The sequence below is a fragment of the uncultured Pontibacter sp. genome (assembly GCF_947495565.1).
Taxonomy (GTDB): Bacteria; Bacteroidota; Bacteroidia; order Cytophagales; family Hymenobacteraceae; genus Pontibacter.
The window spans coordinates 111,412-132,808 of sequence record NZ_CANLZM010000011.1; the positions used below are offsets into that span (position 1 = coordinate 111,412).

At 51.0% G+C, this 21,397-nt stretch carries 12 protein-coding genes; 6 read left to right on the forward strand and 6 right to left on the reverse strand.

The genetic code is table 11. The annotated features are described in order from the left end of the window. Positions 1-122 precede the first annotated feature (122 nt). Genes Q1B04_RS14470 through Q1B04_RS14480 form a run of 3 tightly spaced genes read left to right on the forward strand, consistent with a single transcriptional unit; the run spans position 123 to position 4,136 of the window. Positions 123-1,337 (forward strand): pyridoxal phosphate-dependent aminotransferase, encoded by a 1,215-nt coding sequence (locus Q1B04_RS14470; RefSeq protein ID WP_299759977.1) that lies wholly within the window; start codon positions 123-125, stop codon positions 1,335-1,337. Continuing rightward, complete coding sequence (locus Q1B04_RS14475) at positions 1,337-2,356, forward strand: bifunctional ADP-heptose synthase (protein ID WP_299759979.1); 1,020 nt, start codon at positions 1,337-1,339, stop codon at positions 2,354-2,356. Before Q1B04_RS14470 ends, Q1B04_RS14475 begins: the two co-directional genes overlap by 1 nt. Before the next feature lie 40 nt (positions 2,357-2,396). After that, positions 2,397-4,136 carry a potassium transporter TrkG gene (locus tag Q1B04_RS14480; RefSeq protein WP_299759980.1) on the forward strand — a complete coding sequence of 580 codons (1,740 nt, stop codon included), beginning with the start codon at positions 2,397-2,399 and terminating at the stop codon, positions 4,134-4,136. A gap of 104 nt (positions 4,137-4,240) precedes the next feature. Here Q1B04_RS14480 and hemE read toward each other — a convergent pair whose 3' ends face one another. The 3 genes from hemE to Q1B04_RS14495 form a co-directional block, all read right to left on the reverse strand. Next, on the reverse strand, positions 4,241-5,281 hold the full coding sequence (gene hemE, locus Q1B04_RS14485; protein WP_299759982.1) for a uroporphyrinogen decarboxylase: 1,041 nt from the start codon (positions 5,279-5,281) through the stop codon (positions 4,241-4,243). Positions 5,282-5,338: 57 nt separating this feature from the next. Further along, positions 5,339-5,959 (reverse strand): MarC family NAAT transporter, encoded by a 621-nt coding sequence (locus Q1B04_RS14490; RefSeq protein WP_299759984.1) that lies wholly within the window; start codon positions 5,957-5,959, stop codon positions 5,339-5,341. Positions 5,960-6,101: 142 nt separating this feature from the next. After that, positions 6,102-6,905: an NYN domain-containing protein gene (locus Q1B04_RS14495; protein WP_299759986.1), complete on the reverse strand. Its 804-nt coding sequence runs from the start codon at positions 6,903-6,905 to the stop codon at positions 6,102-6,104. Between the two features lie 290 nt (positions 6,906-7,195). On the opposite strand from Q1B04_RS14495, the gene Q1B04_RS14500 reads away from it, so the two are divergent. Then, positions 7,196-8,194 (forward strand): DUF1028 domain-containing protein, encoded by a 999-nt coding sequence (locus tag Q1B04_RS14500; protein WP_299759988.1) that lies wholly within the window; start codon positions 7,196-7,198, stop codon positions 8,192-8,194. Between the two features lie 760 nt (positions 8,195-8,954). Continuing rightward, complete coding sequence (locus tag Q1B04_RS14505) at positions 8,955-10,325, forward strand: M20/M25/M40 family metallo-hydrolase (RefSeq protein WP_299760101.1); 1,371 nt, start codon at positions 8,955-8,957, stop codon at positions 10,323-10,325. A gap of 148 nt (positions 10,326-10,473) precedes the next feature. Here Q1B04_RS14505 and Q1B04_RS14510 read toward each other — a convergent pair whose 3' ends face one another. Genes Q1B04_RS14510 through Q1B04_RS14520 form a run of 3 tightly spaced genes read right to left on the reverse strand, consistent with a single transcriptional unit; the run spans position 10,474 to position 12,694 of the window. Next, positions 10,474-11,685 carry an S-adenosylmethionine:tRNA ribosyltransferase-isomerase gene (locus Q1B04_RS14510; RefSeq protein WP_299759990.1) on the reverse strand — a complete coding sequence of 404 codons (1,212 nt, stop codon included), beginning with the start codon at positions 11,683-11,685 and terminating at the stop codon, positions 10,474-10,476. A gap of 51 nt (positions 11,686-11,736) precedes the next feature. Then, the gene (locus Q1B04_RS14515; protein ID WP_299759992.1) at positions 11,737-12,138 is read right to left on the reverse strand and encodes a DUF2721 domain-containing protein; all 402 of its coding nucleotides are present in this window, start codon (positions 12,136-12,138) and stop codon (positions 11,737-11,739) included. A 13-nt stretch (positions 12,139-12,151) separates the two neighbouring features. Then, a complete protein-coding gene (locus tag Q1B04_RS14520; protein ID WP_299759994.1) occupies positions 12,152-12,694 on the reverse strand; it encodes a hypothetical protein in 543 nt (180 codons plus the stop codon). 1,008 nt (positions 12,695-13,702) lie between these two features. On the opposite strand from Q1B04_RS14520, the gene Q1B04_RS14525 reads away from it, so the two are divergent. Next, positions 13,703-21,373: a gliding motility-associated C-terminal domain-containing protein gene (locus Q1B04_RS14525; protein ID WP_299759996.1), complete on the forward strand. Its 7,671-nt coding sequence runs from the start codon at positions 13,703-13,705 to the stop codon at positions 21,371-21,373. Positions 21,374-21,397: the final 24 nt, after the last annotated feature.

Below are 21,397 nucleotides of genomic sequence, written 5' to 3' on the forward strand. Positions count from 1 at the left end.
ATCCTGGAAATTGTGTCACATCCTGTAAATCCTGATTCAGATAAACAACAAATCCGATATTCCACTCTGTAACTGGAAAGTCTGTGGCTTTATGAGTAAATTGCCGGCTTAACTCTAAGCATATGCAAGAAACAGAAGAAGCGAAAGCCATCCTTTCTGATAGAATATTATCACTGGCTGAATCGCAGACCATTGCCATGGCCAAAAAAGCCCGCGAACTGGCTGCTAAAGGCTACGATGTCATCAACCTGAGCTTTGGAGAACCAGATTTCCAGACGCCGCAGTATATTAAAGATGCCGCCAAACAGGCCATAGACGAAGGGTTTACCTTCTATACGCCAGTACCCGGCTACCCGGAACTGCGCCAGGAAATTGCTAAAAAGTTTAAACGTGATAACAACCTGGACTTTGCGCCGGAGCAAATTGTGGTATCCACGGGTGCCAAGCAAAGTATAGCTAACGCGGTGCTCTGCCTTGTAAACCCAGGCGACGAGGTGGTTATCTTCTCGCCATACTGGGTGTCTTACGAGGAGATTGTAAAGCTGGCGGAAGGTGTGCCGGTGCCGGTTATGGGCCGCCTGGAGAACGACTACAAAGTTACAGCCGAGCAGCTGGAAAAGGCTATTACAAGCAATACCAAGCTGGTAATGTATTCTTCGCCGTGCAACCCTACAGGTGCAGTGTTTGAGGAGGAGGAGCTGATGGCCATTGCCCGTGTGCTGGAGAAGCACCCGCAGGTATACATCATCGCCGACGAAATCTACGAATACATCAACTTTGGTGGCAAGCAGTTTAGCATGGCCAACATCGACTTTATCCGCGAACGTGTGGTAACGGTGAACGGCTTTTCTAAAGGCTATGCCATGACGGGCTGGCGCGTTGGCTACCTGGCTGCAAGCCGCGAAATTGCCGCCGCCTGTGATAAAATGCAGAGCCAGATAACGTCCGGTACCTGCTCTATCGCGCAAAAAGCTGCCGCTGCCGCTCTGAAAGGAGGCAATGCCTGCGCCCTGGAAATGGCTGAGGCGTATCGCCGTCGGCGCGACCTGGTGCTGGAGCAGATGAACCAGATTCCCGGTTTTAAGACATATCTGCCAAACGGCGCTTTTTACATTTTCCCGGATATCAGTTCATACTTCGGAAAGCAGTATGATGGTAAAACCATTGAAAGCGCTCTGGATTTAAGCATGTTTATACTTAGCGATGCGCATGTGGCCGTAGTGAGTGGCGAGGCGTTTGGGGCACCGCAGTGCATCCGCTTCTCTTTTGCCACTTCCGATGAGAAACTGACGGAGGCGCTGCGCCGCATTAAGAACAGCCTCGCAAAACTGCAGTAATGGATTCATTTAAAAGCTTGGAAGATATTTTTGAAGCCTTCAACCACCTGAAAGTGCTGGTTGTAGGCGACGTGATGATTGACTCCTACCTGTGGGGCAAAACCTCGCGCATATCGCCGGAAGCACCTGTTCCTATCGTGAACGTGGTGAATCGGGAGAAGCGCCTGGGCGGTGCGGCCAATGTAGCCCTGAACGTGCAGGCCATGGGTGCCACACCGCTGCTCTGCTCTGTCATTGGCGATGACCAGGACGGTGCCGATTACCTGCGCCTGATGGAAGAGAAAGGCCTGCCAACAGAAGGCATCGTACAAAGCCCGGAGCGGGTAACCACCATCAAGCACCGTATTATAGCCGGGGCGCAGCAACTGCTGCGTGTAGATTCTGAGATAGAGCATAACCTGACCGATTATGAGGAGCGCCACCTGGAGGAGCGTTTTCTGCAGCTGCTCAAGCAGGCCGATGTGGTGATTTTTGAAGATTACGACAAAGGTGTTTTCTCAGAGCAGAACATCAAGCGGTTCCTGCAGCTGGCCAATGAGCAGGGGGTGCCAAGCGTGATCGACCCTAAAAAGAAAAACTTTCTTAGCTATGTGGGCTGCACACTATTTAAGCCAAACCTGAAGGAGCTGAAAGAGGGACTAAAAGCAGACTTTGCCGATGAAAACCTGCCTGCCTTTGAGGATGCCGTTGAAGAGCTGCAGCAGCGCCTGCAGGTAAGACAGGTGCTGGTTACCTTATCAGAAAGAGGCGTGTTTGTTGCCGATGGGGAAGAGAAAACTTATATAGGAGCGCATCGCCGCTCTATTTCTGACGTGTCTGGTGCCGGAGATACGGTTATCAGTATTGCAGCGCTATGTATGGCGCTTAAAACTTCCCTGCCGTTTATGGCTGGTTTAAGTAACCTGGGTGGCGGGCTTGTATGCGAGCAGGTAGGTGTAGTGCCTATCAATAAGCAGCGGTTGCAGGAAGAGGCTCAGCGTATAAGGTTGTTCGAGACACATGAATACAGAAACGCTTAACAGAGTATTGTATGATAGCAAGTTGGCTGCGTATAAAGTTATGCGCAGAACAACTTATAGCCTGACTATCCTGGCTATTGGTCTGCTGGTGCTTGCCCATGGTGTAGTAGAGGATCCAACACAGTTGCGGATGCTTTTCTATGCCATCGACGGGATACTGGCGATCTTCGTAATCATTTACTTCCTGCGCATACTTTATACTTTTGAGCGGGTCAAGTTTCTAAAGCGTACCTGGTTCGAGGGCATGCTGATGTCCATCGTATTCCTAAACCAGTTTTTTACCTACGGGTTGGGTTTTCCGCTGATTTACAACGTGTTTGAGGGGATGGGAATTCCGCTTTCCGTGGAGTGGTACAGGGTGCTGGTGTCTATGTACATGCTGGTGTTCCTGATTGTGGAGCTGCTGGAAACAAAGGTGCACCTTAAAACCCTGCAGCTTAAACCATCCCTTACTTTCCTGCTAAGCTTCGTGTTTCTGATCCTGCTGGGTACCGGGCTGTTTATGCTCCCAAAAATGACCAACTCACCGGACGGAATCAGTTTTCTGGATGCGCTGTTTATGGCTACCAGTGCCTCATGCGTAACCGGCCTGGCGGTAGTAGACCCCGGCACTTACTTTACCTTTGCGGGGCAGGTGGTGCTGCTTATTTTAATACAGATGGGAGGCTTAGGCATACTTACTTTCGCCACATTCTTTGCCTCGCTGATGCGGCAGGGCATAGGCGTAAAGCAGCACGTGGCCATGCATGAGCTGCTCGACAGTGAGTCGTTGTTTACGGCAAAAGGCCTGTTGCGCAGGTTAATATTCCTGACGCTGACCATAGAAGGCATAGGAGCCGCGATGATCTTTATGAGCTGGGGGCCGGATGTGCAGTTTACAAACTTAGGTAGTAAGCTCTTCTTCTCGGTTTTCCATTCAGTGTCGGCATTCTGTAATGCAGGTTTCTCGCTTTATCCCGAAGGTCTGTACACGCAGCCTGTGCGTCTTTCCTATGTGCTGCACCTGATAATTTCGTTGCTGATAATTTTCGGCGGATTAGGCTTTCCGGCTATCATCGATATATTTTCGCCTGCCGCCATGCGTGCCCGAATGGCGGCACCCTGGAAAAACTGGAAAATGCTGACCCGCGTGATCGTTTATACCTCAACGTTGTTGCTGGCATTGGGCACTGTCGGGTTTTTCCTGCTGGAGTACTTTAACTCGCTCTCGCACATGACCTTTGCTGAGGCATTGATCACATCCTTCTTTCAGTCCGTTACCACCCGTACAGCTGGCTTTAACACAGTAGATATCTCCGCGCTGACTGTGCCGACTCTCATGATGTTTATCTTCCTGATGTTTATCGGGGCATCGCCGGGGTCAACGGGTGGCGGTATCAAAACCACTACGTTTACAGTTATACTGTTTGCGGTGGCGGCCACAGTTCGCAACAAACGGAACATGGAGATTGGGCACCGTACCATTCCACACTCGGTGGCTTACAAGGCTTTTTCTGTCTTCACTTTCGCCGCTATCTTCAATATCTTCTTCATCTTTGTGCTTTCTATTTCCGATGCGCAGTTCGATATCATCAACCTGGCATTTGAGCAAGTGTCAGCGTTTGCGACAGTAGGCTTGAGCACGGGTATAACGGCAGGTTTATCAGATGTAGGCAAAAGTGTGATTATACTATCCATGTACTTGGGCAGGGTAGGAACACTTACGCTGGCGCTGGCGCTAAGCACGCGCGCCACCTCCACGGCCTACAAGTATCCGGCCTCACATTTGGCGATAGGATAACGAGAAATACACTATAAATAAAAGGCAAAAGGTCCGGAGCTTATACTGCTACCGGACCTTTTGCCTTTATAGGTGTTATTGTTGAATCTAATTCCTTATACTGGCTAGTTGTTAATTACCGGGCTGAATTCTTTAACTGTCTGCACAAAGCATTTCACCTTTTCAGGATCTGTGTCTGGGTACACGCCATGGCCCAGGTTGGCGATGTGGCGCTGCGGTCCGAACTCCTTGAGCATTTTAATGGTCTCATCCTGGATGGTATCGAAAGAGCTGTACAGCAGGCATGGGTCCAAGTTGCCTTGCAGGGTTTTGTTCGGGCCAACTTGCTGGCGAGCCGTTTCGATCTCCATGTTCCAGTCCAGGCCGATGGTTTCGCAGTTTAGCTTGCTGAAATCCTCCATAGCAAAGAAAGCGCCTTTAGCGAAAACCGTTACCGGCACGTTGCGGATAGCGTTACACATCTCAGAAATGTATGGCAGGGCAAACTGGCGGTACTGTGCCGGCGAAAGTATACCTGCCCACGAATCGAAAATCTGAATTAGGTTGGCACCGGCCTCTACTTGCGCTTTAAGGTAAGCAATGGTAGTATCCGTTATCATGCGGAGCATCTGGTGCGCCAGCTTTGGGTTGGTATAAAGCAAGCCACGTGCATGCGAGAACGTTTTAGAACCGCTGCCCTCTACCATGTAAGCCAGGATCGTCCAGGGGGCACCGGCAAAACCGATCAGCGGCACGCGGCCGTTAAGTGCTCTTTTGGTGATCTTGATGGCTTCGAGTACATAGTTCAGGTGCTCGTGCGGGTCTGCCACACGAAGCTTCTTAAGGTCTTCTTCGGTGCGGATTGTTTTCGGGAAAATAGGCCCGCGCTTCTCTATCATTTCGTAGGAGCAGCCCATCGCCTCCGGCACCACCAGGATATCCGAGAAAATAATGGCAGCGTCTACATCCAGAATGTCTACGGGTTGTATGGTTACTTCGGCGGCAAGTTCGGGTGTTTCCACCAGTTCTTTAAAGCCGCTCAGGCTCTCGCGTACGGCGCGGTACTCAGGCAAAATACGGCCAGCCTGGCGCATAAGCCAAACGGGGGTGCGCTCCACGGCCTCACCCCTGGCAGCTCTCAAAAGCAGATCGTTCTTCAGTTGCATGCCACAAAGATACGGATTTTACCATGCGAATGTTAATCCACCGCGAAAGCAAAAAGGTTATTTGCCCAATAATGAAAGTATGCCCGTGCTTACAAAATTTACCCCGATAGCAAGCACAATAAAGCCCATAATGCGTGAGAGAGCCGAAAGACCCGCTTTGCCAAGGTAGCTGACCAACTGATGCGAAAACATAAGTATAACAAAGGTTACTGCCGCTACCATGGTAATGGCGGCCAGTATGTAGCTGATGTCTGAGTAGGAGAGGGTGGAGGTGTACATGCCTATACTTACAGCGATAGAGCCGGGGCCCGAAAGCATAGGCATGGCCAGCGGCGTAAAGGAAATGTCGTCTTTCTCCAGCCCCTCTTTCAGCACGCCTCTCGATACCTTTTTGCCCCGATGCGCTTTGCTGGTAAGCAAGCCAAAACCTGCCCGTATAATCATCAGGCCGCCAGCTATCCGGATATCAGTTAGGCCAATGCCAAAGAAATTGAGCACATACTGGCCTGCCAGGAAAAAGACAGAAAGTATGATGGCCATATACACGCAAGCCCGTAGCGCCTGCTGGTTTCGGTTGTTGGGGGTGTCGTCTTGGGTGAGGGTAATGAAAACCGGCATAGCGCCGAAGGGGTTTACCACCGTGAAGAGGGCGGTAAAAGTAGCCAGTACTAATTCCATAGTTTGCTGTAGTAGTGGCCACAAAAGTAGAAGGCAAATGTTAAGGCATCGTTACAGCTATGTTGTGAGTTGGTTAATACAAAAAGCAAAGCCTGAAGTATGATTTTATACCTCAGGCTTTACTTTATACTGTAGGGCGCTTTTACCTCTTCTCAGCTACCGGCTCGGCGGCTTTTTTGCGGGCTGGGCGGCGGCGGCTTTCCTTGCGCTTCACATATACTGCGGAGCGGCCTTTGTCTTCCTCCTTACGGATGGTGAAGATGTCCTTATGAGCGTTGATGAGCTGCAGCAGCTGTCCGTAGCCAAAGGTGCGCGGGTCGAAACTGGGGTCCAGTTGGCGGAGGTTAGTGCCCATCATGCCCAGGTGTGCCCATCCATCCTCGTCAGCCGACATGGTAAAGGCTTCTTTGAGGAGCGGAACCGGGTTTGGGCGCTGCTGGTTGCCGGCACTATCGCTGGTTTTCTCAGCCTGGTCTATCTTCTCGTCAATGTTATCAACCAGGTTCTCTGTAAATATGAAAACGTTGCAGGCATTAACGAAAGGCTTCGGGGTTTTTCGCTGACCGATGCCCATCACAAAAATGCCTTCTTCGCGGATGCGGGTAGCCAGGCGGGTGTAATCGCTGTCGGAAGATACGATGCAGAAGCCGTCTGCCAGCCCGGAGTGCAGCAGGTCCATGGCGTCAATAATCAATGCGCTGTCGGTGGCGTTTTTACCTACGGTGTAGCGGAACTGCTGAATGGGTTGTATGGCATGGTTGTTCAGGCAATCTTTCCAGCCGTTCATTTGCGGTGTGGTCCAGTCGCCGTAAATGCGGCGGATGGTGGGGGCGCCATACTTTCCGGCTTCGGCAAGTAGCTTCGTGATCAGGCTTGGCTGGGCGTTGTCGCCGTCAATCAGCATCGCCATCTTGTCAATTTTATTCGTTCTAGATGAATTTTTCATGTATAAGGGATTAATGGCAGGAGCAAAGCATAAGTGTATTTGGCTGCTTTTGCGCCATACATAGTTATACTGCTATTTTTAAAGGAGGTTGTAGCAACAGAAAGCCGTGTGCAGCAATGTATAAAAAACTATATTTGTTAAATGTTGATGCAGAGGTGAATATACTTGTAAGGTACGTCAATTATAGGAGATACTTCTCAATCTTTCCGGGCGCGACGGCTGTATTTCCGTAAAAGGCGAGTCTATACTTCTTTTTGCTCAACGATAAATCAACGCAATCAATAAACCATATGAACAAGTATAAAATCACACTTTTAGCGATGGGAGTATCCTTATTAGCCTCGCTTGGTTCGGCTAAGGCACAGGTATTTAAAGCGGAGGAGCCACTGGCGCATACGTACTCTATTGTAGCCCGCGATCCTAAAACCGGAGAGATGGCCGTGGGTGTGCAAAGCCACTGGTTTTCGGTAGGTACGGCTGTGCCTTGGGTAGAGGCTGGCGTGGGCGTGGTGGCTACGCAGTCGTTTGTAAACAAATCGTTCGGGCCGCGCGGACTGGAGCTGCTGCAGGAAGGGAAAACTCCGGAAGAGGCGCTGGCCATACTTTTGGCCGACGACGAAGCCCGCGAGGTGCGGCAGGTAGCCATACTTGATACAAAGGGTAACGTGGCCACGCACACCGGTAAGCAGTGTATTCGTTATGCAGGCCATATTTCGGGCAAGAATTTTTCGGTGCAGGCCAACATGATGCTCACCGACAAAGTATGGCCCGCCATGGCAAAGGCTTTTGAGCGCAGTGAGGGGCAGCCGCTGGCAGAGCGGGTGCTGTTGGCCATGCAGGCCGCAGAGCGCGAAGGCGGTGATATACGCGGCAAGCAGTCGGCGGCGCTGGTGGTAGTGAAAGGCCACAAAAGCGACCAGCCATGGGATGACAAGACCATAGACTTGCGCGTAGATGACCATACAAAACCCCTTGACGAGCTGGAGCGGCTGCTGAAAGTATACCGCGCCTATGAGCATATGAATGCCGGCGACCTGGCCATCGAAAAAGGGCAGATGCAGAAGGCCATGGAGGAGTATGGCAAGGCAGAAGCCATGTTCCCCGAAAATCTGGAGATGAAGTACTGGCACGCCATCGGGCTAGCCAACAGCGGCCAGATTGAAGAAGCTGCCAAGCTGCTGCGCGAAGTATACAAGAAAGACCCTAACTGGCGCGAACTGACCAGCCGCCTTCCTGAAGTTGGCCTGCTGGACGTAAGCAAGCAGCAGATGGAGAAACTGATGAAATAAGGACTTTTAAAGTATAAATTGGTAAGGAGCAACGGCCCAAAAGCTGTTGCTCTTTTTTTATCTGGGGACTGGTTCATTTTGTGCTGAATAGATGTATGAAGCTTTCTGCAGTGCCTGGTCTAACCACCCCTAACCCCTCAGAGCTACGCTCGCTAGTTTCGAACTCTCGTTCTCACTAGTCTAAGGCGGGGAATTCTATTGAAGCTCCGTCAGCGGGGCTATTGAAAACTGATCCCAGTCTTTCCGTGGGGGTAGGGGCCCTCGAAAAGAGCGCCTTGTATTGATGCGGTGCCCGAAGGGCAGCCTACAGCGGAGCGAAAGAGGGCCCCTACCCCCGGCAGCTTCAATACACCGCGCGATGCGGGAAGACGAGGCCTCCCGGCCTTGAGGGAGCCAAAGCCAGAGGTGAAACAAGCTGTTTGTAAAGCTGAGGCTGAGAGATAGCTAGTAATTATAGCTTGGCTCTAGTTAGAGAAAGCAGCGACTATGCAAGTATAAAATCACAAGCGGACGCTTGCGCCAGAAATATCAGCAGCGGCTAGGAAAGTATAGTTTGGTTCAAATCCAGAAAATCAGCGACTATGAAAGTATAGCAGACACAAGTATGAACTCCAAACATCAGAAGGAGCCCTGAACAAGCAACTCTTAAATAAAATCCTTAACTTAAAGCCTCTAAACAAACCTTATTTCACCTTTTACCGAAATGCTGAACAAAACAAACCTACGCTGCCTACTGGCAGCGGCTGCCACGGCACTTACTATGCCGGCTATGGCACAACAGAACTATGCACAAGACTCTGTTACCATCAAGAAGATTTACGACAATGCCCTCACTAGTTACGAGAGCTACGAAAACCTGCGCTACCTCACCAAAAATATTGGCGCACGCCTGAGCGGATCGCCGCAGGCTGCCGCCGCCGTGGAGTGGAGCCGCCAGGTAATGGAAAAGATGGACCTGGACACCGTGTACCTGCAGGAGGTGATGGTGCCGCACTGGGTGCGTGGCGACAAAGAGATAGGCCGTGTTACCAACTCCAAATTGATGGGCACCGTGGACATGAATATTATGGCCTTAGGAGCATCAGTGGGCACAGGTAAGCAAGGCCTGAGTGCAGAAGTGGTAGAGGTGAAGAGCTTTGAGGAACTGGAGAAGCTTGGCAAGAAGAAGGTGAAAGGGAAAATAGTGTTCTTCAACCGGCCTTTCGATAACACACACGTTATTACAGGTGCTGCTTACGGCGGCGCAGTAGACCAACGCGGTGGCGGCCCGGTGGCGGCAGCCAAGCTGGGTGCTGTGGGTGTACTGGTTCGCTCCATGACCAACGATATTCAGGATATTCCGCATACGGGTAACACGCGCTACGAAGACGGCGTGGAGAAAATACCAGCAGCGGCCATCAGTACAAAACATGCAGAACAGCTGAGCAGCCTGCTGAAGGATGACCCAAGCCTGAAGTTCTACATGCGCATGACTTCGGAAATGCTGCCGGATGTGCTTTCTTATAATGTGATCGGTGAGATAAAAGGTACTGAGAAGCCAGACGAGATTATTGTAGTGGGCGGCCACCTGGATTCGTGGGACGTGGGAGAAGGCGCCCATGACGATGGCACCGGCTGTATGCAATCGATAGAGGTACTGCGTTTGTTCAATGACCTGGGCATTAAGCCGAAGCGCACCGTGCGTGCCGTGTTGTTTATGAATGAAGAAAACGGCCTGCGCGGTGGGCGCAAGTATGCAGAGGTGGCAAAGGCAAAAGGCGAAAAGCACGTAGCCGCCATTGAGTCTGATGCAGGTGGTTTCACTCCGCGTGGCTTCGGTATTGACGGCAACGACGGCCAGTACAGCAAAGTACTTACCTGGAAGCCGCTGCTGGCCCCTTACGGCCTGCACGATTTAACACGCGGCGGCGGTGGCGCAGACATCGGCCCGCTAAAAGGGCAAGGTACCGTTGCTCTCATCGGTTTCCGACCAGACTCGCAGCGCTACTTCGACTATCACCATACTGTCATCGATACATTTGAGCAGGTAAACCGCCGTGAAATGCAGCTTGGAGCAGCCTCTATGGCTTCTCTGGTGTACCTGATTTCAGAATACGGATTGGACGGCAGTACCGCAAAAGTTCAGAAGTAAAAGGTATAAAAAAGGTACAGGAAGGGCCGCTTGTTTGAGCGGCCCTTTTTATTTGCTGTAGTTAATGATTTTCCGTTTTCAGGATGGCAGAGAAGGTAACTAAGCTTAGCCTTGAAAGAAGAAGGCATCGGTCTTGTTCTAACAGAATCTACGGCAGCAGCAACGAACTGTCGCCATAACTAAGGAAGCGGTAATCGTGCTCCATAGCGTGCTGGTATACTTTGCGCCAGTTCTCCCCGATAAGAGCAGAAACGAGCAGCAGCAGCGTGCTTTCCGGCTGATGGAAGTTGGTAACCAAGCCATGGCACATCCTGAAAATATAACCAGGTGCAATAATGATCTGTGTGCTGGCGTGCAGGTGATCTACACTCAGGTGTGTCATATAATCGAGGAGCGCCTGCAGGGCATCGGCTGCTGAAGGCGGGTTTATACTTTCGTAGGCTTGCCACTGGCTTACCTGCAGCTCCTGCATGGGCAGCTCTGGTTGCTCCAGTACCTTAGCCCCCAGCCAGTATATACTTTCCAGGCTGCGCATGCTGGTTGTGCCCACAGGTATGACAGGTTTGCCTTGCTGATGCTGCAGCCGCTGTAACACACTTTTAGTAATGTATAGCTGCTCGGCGTGCATCTCGTGCGCCTCCATGGTGTCAGCCTTTACCGGTTTAAAGGTGCCGGCGCCCACGTGCAGCGTCAGGTAAGCTGTAGCTATACCTTGGCTCTGGAGCGCCGCCATTACACGATCAGTAAAGTGCAGGCCTGCTGTTGGCGCTGCCACGGCACCCTGTTGGTTTGCGTAAATGGTCTGGTAGCGGGTATGATCGTCGGGGGTGAGGTCGCGATTAAGGTATGGGGGCAGCGGCAGGCGGCCACATCGCTCCAGCACCTCGGCAAAAGTTAGTTCGGCAGGTTCCCACGTGAAACATATCAAAAAGTGGCCTTCCTGCTGCAACAGACGCTCTGCCTGCAGTACGCCTCCTTCAAAATGTAGCTGAACTGGCCCGCTTTTCCAGCGTTTGTTGTTGCCCACCAGGCATTTCCAGGTGCTGCTGCCAGTCTGCTGCATCGCCAGCTGTATTTCCTGGTGCGGCGCTACGGGCTCCAGGCAGAAAATTTCCACCAGTCCGCCGGTCTCTTTCTGCATCAGCAGCCTTGCCTGCACTACTTTGGTATCGTTAAAAACCAGCAGCGTGTGCGGGGGCAGCAGTTGTGGCAGGTTTGTAAAAGTATGATCTGCCATCTGGCCCTGGCGGTAGAGCAGCAGTTTAGACTGATCGCGCTCCGGCAACGGAAATTTAGCGATGCGCGCTTCGGGTAGCTCGTACACAAAATCCTTTATCGCCAGCTTCTTCGGGTCGGTCATGGTAATCTGTAAGTATAGTAATAAGTATAGAGAGTGGGCGTAGTGGCTGGTTTAGGAGGTGCTTTTCCCTTCCAGGTCGTTTAGCTCCAGCTCCAGCGCCTTCACTGAGATTTGAATTTCGCGGATGGCCAATCCCAGTGAAATCAGCATCATCAACAGGCTAAAGGCAAAAAGATACTTGCCCGCCTCTATGTAGTCAGCAAAAAGCAGAAACATGCAGAGCACGCAGCCAAACATGCTGAGCGTGCCGAAAGCCTGCATATTACGGATAAGCACAAGCCGCTCACGCAGGTTCTGTATCTGACTGTACACCAGCTGGCTGCGCGTGGTGGCGTAGCGGTCTTTAAGGCTGCGGATAAGGCTGGCCAGGCCCAGGAAACGGTTGGTAAAGGCCAGCAGCAGCAGCGACAGCGCCGGAAAAAGCAGGGCAGGTGTTGTCAGGGTGATCTCCATGGTTATACTTGTATCAGAGGTTTTTCAGGAAGTCCTCGTCCAGCGGCTCCTCGTTGTCATCATCTTCAGAGCCTTGCGGTGCATCCCAATCCACTTCCGAGAGCAGCTCCAGCCCATCCATAATCAGGTCGTCCAGCTCCTCTTTGGTGCCGGAGTCCAGGGTGAGCTCAAATAGGTGCAGAATCTCCTCGCGCTGCGGATTCACAAAAATTTCGTGGTACAGGTTATCAAACGTAGCAATGCGTTTCTGTACAATTTTATCAATCTCGCGGGTGTTTTTTGCCTTGATGGCATCTTGCAGCACTTCCAGTACCTCTTTGCTCTTCTCGTTTTCGGCCAGGCGCAGAAAAGCCTTTACAAACGCGACGGCCACTCCCAGGCGCAAGCGCTCAAATCTGTAGCTTAGCTGCTCCTGGCTGGTGCCTTTAGAGAACTTTGCCTCCCGCAGGGCGCGCTCCAGGTCGGAATATACAGTGGCAGCACCTTCCTCAAAAACATTCGGGTTGGGGCTATCGAAAGCAGTTTCTAGTAACAGTTCAAAGCTTCTGGCGCTCATGGCTGGTCTGGTTTAGTATCTGAAAATAAGACTGCAAAGGTAACAGTTTATACTTTCTTTCACCACGTCTAGTTAAGGCAGCGCAATTAGGCGATGTATCTACTGCACCTACTCATACTAATAGCACCACATTTCAGAGATAGTAGCAGCTATACTTATTTGCTTTGTAGGATTTTAATAAGGGGATATAATTTCTTGATTGCAGGATAAAACATTCAATAAGTTCTATGTTATAATTCGAGTGTTAGAAGGTTTGTTTTACTTTTTGAAGAAGTGAGGCAGGCTTGTTTATGCTTGTATATCTCGGTGATGTATTTTATTTATTGAAAAAATTATAGTTACGAAAACACTATATTCTGCATTGCGGCAAAAAAAGTGATTGTGTTAATTGCTCAGGTGTAAATATATTTCCGCCTCCTTATTACTGCTTAATAGTGTTTTTCGTGTTGTTAAGGAGCTTAAGGCTTGTGTTTATTTTGATTTATGGTTTCCAGATTAGCAATAGTTGTGTGAACGTAATACTGCTTTAGGAATCGCTGTGTTACATGCATAAATAAATTAAATTCAATAACACTTGGATGTTTATTTGCTGAGTTTTTTAAGTATGGATTTGTACAAATAAGGTGCTTTAGCTTATGATAGAAAGTTTGATTTGAGTGTTTATTCTATCATATAAAAAGTATATAATAAAATATAGATTATACTTTTTCTGATAACCTGAAGCCCTAAACGTAATGCGGAATTGCACCTGAAAAAAAGAGATAGCTGCCTGGTGCTACTCAGAACGAATGTGTTAGGGCAGTATCCTGCAAAATTTGAAGTATAAAATTGATTTCGCTAAAACCGGTAGCTTATGAAAATAAACTTTACGCTAAAACTCACTTCTTTCTTTGCCTTTTGCCAATACATAGTGTTGCGGTTCGCGACAGCCCTTGGCGCGTTTAGGCAATCAAAATAATTGCTTCTCTGCTTTTAATCTCGCTACACTACCACTCTACATCTTACTATATGCATAGACTTTTAGCCCTTTTCTCAATTATCTGCCTAAGCTTCTTCTATAGCCTTACGGTTATGGGGCAGGATATCAGCTGGGTAGAAACCGCTGGAGGTACCAGCAACGACCACGGCCGGGCTGTGCAAGTTGACGGCGCCGGCAATTTGTATGTCTTGGGGTATTTTTCGGCTCCATCCGCTTGGTTTGGTTCTGCCAGCCTGAGTACTTCCGGCACGGGCACCTATCTTACCAAGTATAGCAACGCCGGCAATTTTCTGTGGGCGCGTAAAATTTCTGACACTAACGTGGCAGATGCTTACGGGCTTAAAACCGATGCTGCCGGAAACAGCTACGTGGTCACCACTTTTACGGGCACAACTACCTTAGGCACCGCAACCCTGACGAGCAGCGGCGCCAGCGACATCGTTATTGCCAAGTATACTACCAGTGGCGATGTTGTTTGGGCTACTAAAGCAGGCGGCAGTGCAGTAGACAAGGGAATAAGCATAACAACAGACGCGGCCGGGAATAGCTACATAACTGGTAGCTTATCAGGAACAGCCGTTTTTGGAAGTACTATCCTGAGCAGTGCTGCCAGCACAGATGGCTTTGTGGCTAAACTAAATGCGAACGGCAGCTTTGCCTGGGCGCAAAAAATGGGAGGCAACAGTGCCGATGAAGGTGTGAGCGTTGTGATTGATGCCAGCGGTACGGTGTATGTGGCCGGCAACTTTTCAAGTTCTTTCTCTCTTGCAGGTGCAAACCTAGCGTACTCCGGCAATCAGGATATCTTTTTGGTAGCTTACAGTAACGCAGGTACAGCCCAGTGGGCAAGAAGTGCGGGCGGTAGTTATGCAGACAAAGTAAGCAGCTTAACTATTGATGGAGCTGGTAATTTATACTTGGGAGGCCATTTTAACAGGTCAGCAAATTTTGGATCGGTCTCTTTAGCCAGCAGTGGCAATAGCCAGGATATTTTCCTAGCAAAATATACCAATACTGGCGCAGGCGTATGGGCAACGTCGGCAGGAGGAACAGGCTTGGACGAGCTAAGCATCCTGCATGCAGACACTGATGGAAATTTATACTTGACGGGCAGCTTTAGCGGAAGGGCTACCATCGGTGGAGCCACACTAAACTCGGTAGGGAGTCTGGACATTTATGCAGCGCACTATGCAAGCAACGGTGCAGCGCAGTGGGCTATAGGTGCCGGTAGCGCCAGAGACGACCGTGGTTTAGGCATCGTATCAGATGCGGCTCGTAATGTATACGTTACCGGCTATTTCCAGGAAAACACGACTAATTTCGGTGGTATCGTTATACCGAACAGAGGAGGCGAGGAAATTTTTATCTCAAAATTGATTCCTGCTTTAGTGACCACTAGCGTTACTGCTGGGCCTTATTGCGCGGGGCAGGCTGTAATCGTTAACTACAAGGCAACAAGAAACTTCAGGTATTACAGCGCGCAGCTGTCTGATGAAACGGGCAGCTTTGCCAGTCCAGTGCAGATTGGCACTGTTACGAGCAACAGCACGACAGGTTCGATTGCTGCTACTATCCCTGCCAACACGCCTGCAGGAAGCAAATACCGCATTCGTGTGGTGGCATCTGCCGCAAACTTAGCTGGCACCGACAACGGCACAGATCTACGTATAAACCAAGTGCCGGCAGCGCCTGCGCTCACAGCCAGCAGCCCTGGCTTGGGTGGCACGCTTTTCCTTACTGCGTCAGATATACCGGGCGCTACTTACAGCTGGACTGGCCCGAGAGGATTTACCTCAAATTTGCAAAACCCTAGCCGCTCCGGCATAACTGATGGTGATGTAGGTACTTACACGGCAACCGTCAATGTAAACGGATGCACCAATACAGCCTCTGTTACTATGGCGCTATCAACAGTTCCGACTTTTGATGTAGACCTGAGAGGACAGCCGAATGGGTACTGGGATTCTCCTTCCGTGAAAAGATCCGGGTCTGTGTGCGGTGACGATAACTGTATTGTATTTAATGTGATACTGGACCCAGGGGCAGCCGGATTGGAACTGGAGCTTTTGAGCGGTGCAATGCCGGGAGGGGCAATGTACTATAAGCTGAACTGTGGTACGCAAGCAGCGGTGGGAGAACCAATTTGCGTTGACAACTCAGGTATTATTACCATCAGCATGTGTAAGCCGGGCAATAACGCAAACGCCTTCCGAATTAAATCAATTTCCCCTTACGACCCTCAGGACGATCTTTCCGTGACAGCAGGGTGCTCTGCCACGCTGAGAGCACCGTTAGCTTTCCATGAGGAGTCTATCATATGGAAAGACCTTACCGGCGGGGGAGAGTACCTGAAATACCTGGACTACACCACCGGAAAAAGAGAAGTAACCGTTTCGCCGGACAATAACGCACCAGCCTATGTAGACTATGAGGTAACAGGCACTTCGATGCAGTCGCCGTGTTCCAGCACACCTTATGCCGATGTTATCAGGGTATACTTTTATCCGCCACCTACCATTGCCATCGGTCCTGCGCCTGCTATTATCTGCCCTGCCGGCAGCGGCGTAGCACTTAGCGGCACGGTAACCGGAGGCGACGGTGATTTCAACTATATCTGGACGGATCCGGCAGGAAAAGTAGTGTCTAACCAGTTGAGCTATACAGCCACGGCAGTAGGAACTTACAAGCTGCAGGTGGTGCCTAAGAACTCCAGCAACTGCCGCGAGTTCTCTGCTACAGTAGCGGTTGTGTCTAACCTATCAGCTAATGCCGGGCCTGACCAGCTGGTGTGTTCGCAGCGCCCTGTGCAGCTGGCTGGTGCCATAACAGCGGCTACCGGCGGCGTGTGGAGTGGGGGCGGAGGAACTTTCAGCCCAAGCAACACGGCGCTGGATGCAGTTTATACTCCAACTGCTGCCGAAATAGCGGCTGGTTCTGTCAAGTTAACCCTTACCTCAACAGGAAACGGCTCTTGTGCCGCCGTGAAGGATGATGTGCTGCTGACATTCTACCCGTTTGATGTAGAACTGGCGGGAACGCCTGTAATCTGTAGCGGAACCTTGGGCACAGTTACGGCCAAAGCACTAGGCGGCAGCGGCACGATCTCCTATAAATGGAGCTCCGGCGAAACCACAGCCACTATTTTAGACAAATCTGCTGGTACTTACACAGTAACAATTAATGACAGTAAGAGCTGTGCCATCTCAAAATCGTTTACGATATCAGAAGTGGCTGGCCCAACTGGTTTTACTGCCAGCGCCCAACCCGAAACCTGCGGCGCCAGCAACGGCAGCGTAACAGTGAGCGGCGTAACTAACGGCACGGCTCCATATAAGTATAGCATAGATGGCACGAAATATCAGTCAGCTACAACGTTTTCAGGTTTGGCAGCTGGTAACTATACTATCTATGTGCAGGACGCTAACGGCTGTACTGTTGCCAAAAATATAACGATCACGAATTTAGCTGGTCCAACTGCTGTTGCTGCCTCTACGCTGGCTACATCTTGCGCTAACAACGACGGCAGTATTACAGTCGGGGCCGTGATAGGTGGCGCAGCGCCTTATACTTACGCAATTGACGGCACGAATTTTCAGAACGCTACCAGCTTTGCAGGCTTGGCCTCTGGAGTTTATACTTTAACGGCGAAGGATAATAACGGCTGTATCATCACAACCACTGTAACAGTCAACCAAAACGTACCGACTAACTTTGCCAGCACCACGGTAGCTTCTACCTGTGGCGCGAGTAATGCAAGTATACATATTGGTGCAGGAACGGGTGGCACGGCTCCTTATACTTATAGCATAGACGGTACTAATTTTCAGGCCTCAGCCACACTTCAAAACCTGAGTGCCGGAACACATACCGTCACGGTAAAAGATGCCAAAGGCTGTACTTTTAGCAAAGCGGTAACGGTATCAAATACCGCTGGGCCATCTGCTATAAACTTATCCGGAAGCAACTCAACCTGCGGGGGCGCAAACGCCACTATCGCGGTGAAGGGTGTTACCGGCGGAACCGCTCCTTATACTTATAGCCTAGACGGTACAACTTTCCAAAGTGGTGCGAGCTTCGGCTCTCTTTTGGCTGGTGAGTATGAAGTGACGGTGAAGGATGCCAACGGTTGCGTGGTATCACAGTCCATTTCGTTGGAAGATATTGCTGGTCCGGCGATGTTTACTGCCTCGGCCACTGTCTCAAGCTGTGGGCGTGCCAACGGAAGTATAACTGTGGGCAGCGTTACCGGCGGCACTTCTCCTTATACTTACAGTTTAGATGGCGCTAATTTCCAAGCGTCTAACACCCTAGCCGGTCTTTTGGCCGGAGAGCATACCATCACCATAAAAGATGCTAACGCTTGCGTAGTTTCTCAGAAAGTGATACTGGAAAATGTGGCTGGCCCAACAGAGTTGGAACTGGCAAGCATCGCCTCTACCTGTGGCGCGGCCAACGGCAGCATTACCATCAATAATGTTGCAGGCGGAACCGCTCCTTATACTTACAGTCTGGATGGTTCAGGTTTCCAAAGCAGCCCTGCATTTACCGGGCTTTTGGCGGGAGCGTATTCCATTACGGTAAAAGACGCCAACGGCTGCAGGTTCTCTGCCGAAACCACGGTAGAAAACGTTGCCGGGCCAACTAACCTGACTGCCTCTACTACTTCTGCTGCCTGCGGTACCAGCAACGGCGCAATAAGCATAACCAACGTAAGCGGCGGAATTGCACCTTATACTTATAGTATAGACGGTACAAATTTTCAGGCTTCTGCTGCCTTTACAGCACTGGCTGCCGGCACACATACTACTAGCGTAAAAGATGCTAACGGCTGTATTTATGTAAAAGCCATAGAGGTAACAAACCAGGGTGGCCCAAGCACTATAGCGGCAACCACACAGCCGGCCAGCTGCCAGAACAACGACGGCAGCATCTCGGTAGGCAACATTACCGGCGGTACGGCCCCTTATACTTACTCCATCAACGGCACGAGCTTTCAGAGCGACAACAGCTTTGCAGCGTTGGCCTCCGGAGAGTATAATATCACGGTGAAGGATGCCAACGGTTGCGCGGCTACTAAAACCGTGCAGGTGGGCAAGCAGGGTCCGGCAGGTTTTGCCAGCACAACCCGTGGCGCTGCCTGCGGTGCAGAAAACGGCCAAATCTCGGTAGTGTCTGTGGATGGAGGTGCTGCGCCTTATGCTTATAGTATAAACGAAGGCAGCTTTCAGAGTTCAGCTGTCTTTACGTCGCTTCCTGCCGGCACTTACAGCATCACCATACAAGATGCCAATGGCTGTACTTTTGCGGATGAGGTGGAAGTGGCCAATATCGAAGGTCCGGCAGACCTGACAGCCTCAGTCGGCAAGACTACTTGCGGCAACAGCAACGGACAGATTAAAGTTGATGCCGTAATCGGAGGCACAGCGCCTTATACGTATAGCTTGGATGGCGTGAGTTTTCAGGGTGCCACCACTTTTGCTGGCCTTGCTGCCGGCGAGTACCAGGTAACGGTGAAGGATGCCAACGGCTGTACAGAGGCAAAAGCAGTAACGGTGGCCAATACCTCAGGCCCGAATGGGTTTACTGTGGCAGGCAAAGCATCTACCTGCGGTGCCGCTAACGGCGAGGCCATGGTAAGTGCGGTAACGGGTGGCACGGCTCCTTATACCTACAGCAAGGATGGCGCAAACTTCCAGCCGGAGAATACGCTAACAGGGTTATCCGAAGGTACGCATACTATCACGGTAAAAGATGCCGGCGGCTGTACCTTCACAAAGCAAGTAGTCATTGAAAGTATAACCGGGCCAACGGCCTACAACCTGGCTTCTGTTGCTGCAACCTGTGGCGCTGCCAACGGGGCAATTACGGTGAGCGATGTAACAGGCGGAACCGCTCCTTATACCTATGCGCTTAACGAAGGCGCTTTCCAAACTTCTGCTGCCTTTGCTGAAGTAACTGCCGGCGAGCACACCATTACCGTGAAAGACGCCAACGGCTGCACGCTGTCGCAGCAGGTAACGGTAACAGGCATTGCAGGCCCTGCTGCTATAGCGGCCGCTGCTACACCAACTGCCTGCTCGGCTGACAACGGCACTATTACGGTGAGGGATGTAACCGGCGGCACGGCTCCTTATACTTATAGTTTAGATGAAAAAGAGTACCAGGCAGCGGCAAGCTTCAGCGGACTGGCGGCAGGTGTTTATGACGTATCCGTGAAAGACGCCAACGGCTGCAGCACCTCAACAACAGTAACAGTAAGCCTGAAAGGCCCGAAAGAGGCAGTGCTTACAGCCGCAGCCGCTACCTGCGGAGAGGAGAACGGTTCCATCACTATCACGTCCGTAAACGGTGGTACAAAGCCATTTGCTTATGGTATAGATGGCAGTGACTTTCAGTCGGCGGCTACTTTTACTAACCTGGCGGCGGGTACCTACACTGTCACTGTTAAAGATGCAGAGGGATGCACGCTGGTGATGACGCAGCAGGTAAGCGGAAGTGGCGGCGCTATCTTTACTGCCACCGGCACCAGTGCCAGCTGCGGCAGTTCTAATGGCAAAGTTGCGGTTAGCAACGTAAGCGGCGGCCTAAGCCCTCATGCTTATAGTATAAACGGAACCACTTTCCAAAGCTCCCCTGAATTTAGAGGCCTGGCCGAAGGCGAGTACCAAGTATGGGTAAAAGACGCTGCCGGTTGCCTAAGCTCCAAAACAGTAGAAATCAGCAGCACGCCACCTGTATCCGGCGTTAAAGCCGCTGTTGCTGCGCCAAGCTGCGGCAAGGCTGCCGGCCAGCTAACGATCAGCGAGGTTACTGGCGGAACGGCTCCTTATACTTACTCCCTAGATGGCACCAATTTTACGAGCGCTACCACTCTGGAAGATGTGGTGCCTGGGACTTTTACACTCACGGTAAAGGATGCCAGCGGCTGTACTTACAGCACACAGGTGCAGATGCCAGAGAGCGTCAGCAGCGCCATCGATTACGTGCAGCACCCGAACTGCTTCGGTACTCGTACCGGCGAGGTCGCCTTGAAGGCAACAGGAGCCAACGACCAGACGCAGTACAGTATTGATGGCGGCAAAACCTTCCAGAAATCAGCTGTCTTCAAAAACCTGGCGGCAGGCACTTACCAACTCATCACCTCTTTCTCTGCCACCTGCTCAGTTAACGTGGGCACAGTAGAGCTAAAAGAGCCAAGTGAGTTGAAGGTGGAAGTAACGCCACTTACCAAAGCTGCCGGCCTAGAGAAATCTGGCAGTGCAGCGGTAACGAAAATCAGCGGGGGAGTGGGACCATTTACCTACTCACTCGACGGAGGCAGCTTCTCTTCTGATTCTGTGTTCACGAACCTGAGCAGCCGCGAATATACCCTAACTATGAAAGACAGCAGAGGCTGTATGGCTACCATCACTTTTGTAATAGAAGGCCAGGGCGACATCGACATACCGAATGGTTTTACGCCAAACGGTGACGGCATCAACGATAAATGGATGCTGAAAAATGTGGCTAAGCTGTACCCTAATTGCAGCGTGACGGTTTACAACCGCTGGGGTAGCGAGGTGTTTGCATCCAGAGGTTACACCACGCCTTGGGATGGCACATTTAAAGGCAAACGACTGCCGGATGGTACTTACTACTGTATCATTGAGCTAGGCGACGGTACGGCACCAATCAAGACATCAGTGACCATTATGCGATAATTGCCCATTTACCAAACAACACGC

Bases quoted from the DNA above. Each gene is read 5' to 3' on its own strand.
- Q1B04_RS14495 (WP_299759986.1), bottom strand. From the start codon at position 6,905: ATGAAAAATTCATCTAGAACGAATAAAATTGACAAGATGGCGATGCTG.
- Q1B04_RS14515 (WP_299759992.1), bottom strand. From the start codon at position 12,138: ATGGAGATCACCCTGACAACACCTGCCCTGCTTTTTCCGGCGCTGTCG.
- Q1B04_RS14490 (WP_299759984.1), bottom strand. From the start codon at position 5,959: ATGGAATTAGTACTGGCTACTTTTACCGCCCTCTTCACGGTGGTAAAC.
- Q1B04_RS14520 (WP_299759994.1), bottom strand. From the start codon at position 12,694: ATGAGCGCCAGAAGCTTTGAACTGTTACTAGAAACTGCTTTCGATAGC.
- Q1B04_RS14510 (WP_299759990.1), bottom strand. From the start codon at position 11,685: ATGACCGACCCGAAGAAGCTGGCGATAAAGGATTTTGTGTACGAGCTA.
- hemE (WP_299759982.1), bottom strand. From the start codon at position 5,281: ATGCAACTGAAGAACGATCTGCTTTTGAGAGCTGCCAGGGGTGAGGCC.
- Q1B04_RS14525 (WP_299759996.1), top strand. From the start codon at position 13,703: ATGCATAGACTTTTAGCCCTTTTCTCAATTATCTGCCTAAGCTTCTTC.
- Q1B04_RS14475 (WP_299759979.1), top strand. From the start codon at position 1,337: ATGGATTCATTTAAAAGCTTGGAAGATATTTTTGAAGCCTTCAACCAC.
- Q1B04_RS14480 (WP_299759980.1), top strand. From the start codon at position 2,397: ATGCGCAGAACAACTTATAGCCTGACTATCCTGGCTATTGGTCTGCTG.
- Q1B04_RS14470 (WP_299759977.1), top strand. From the start codon at position 123: ATGCAAGAAACAGAAGAAGCGAAAGCCATCCTTTCTGATAGAATATTA.
- Q1B04_RS14505 (WP_299760101.1), top strand. From the start codon at position 8,955: ATGCCGGCTATGGCACAACAGAACTATGCACAAGACTCTGTTACCATC.
- Q1B04_RS14500 (WP_299759988.1), top strand. From the start codon at position 7,196: ATGAACAAGTATAAAATCACACTTTTAGCGATGGGAGTATCCTTATTA.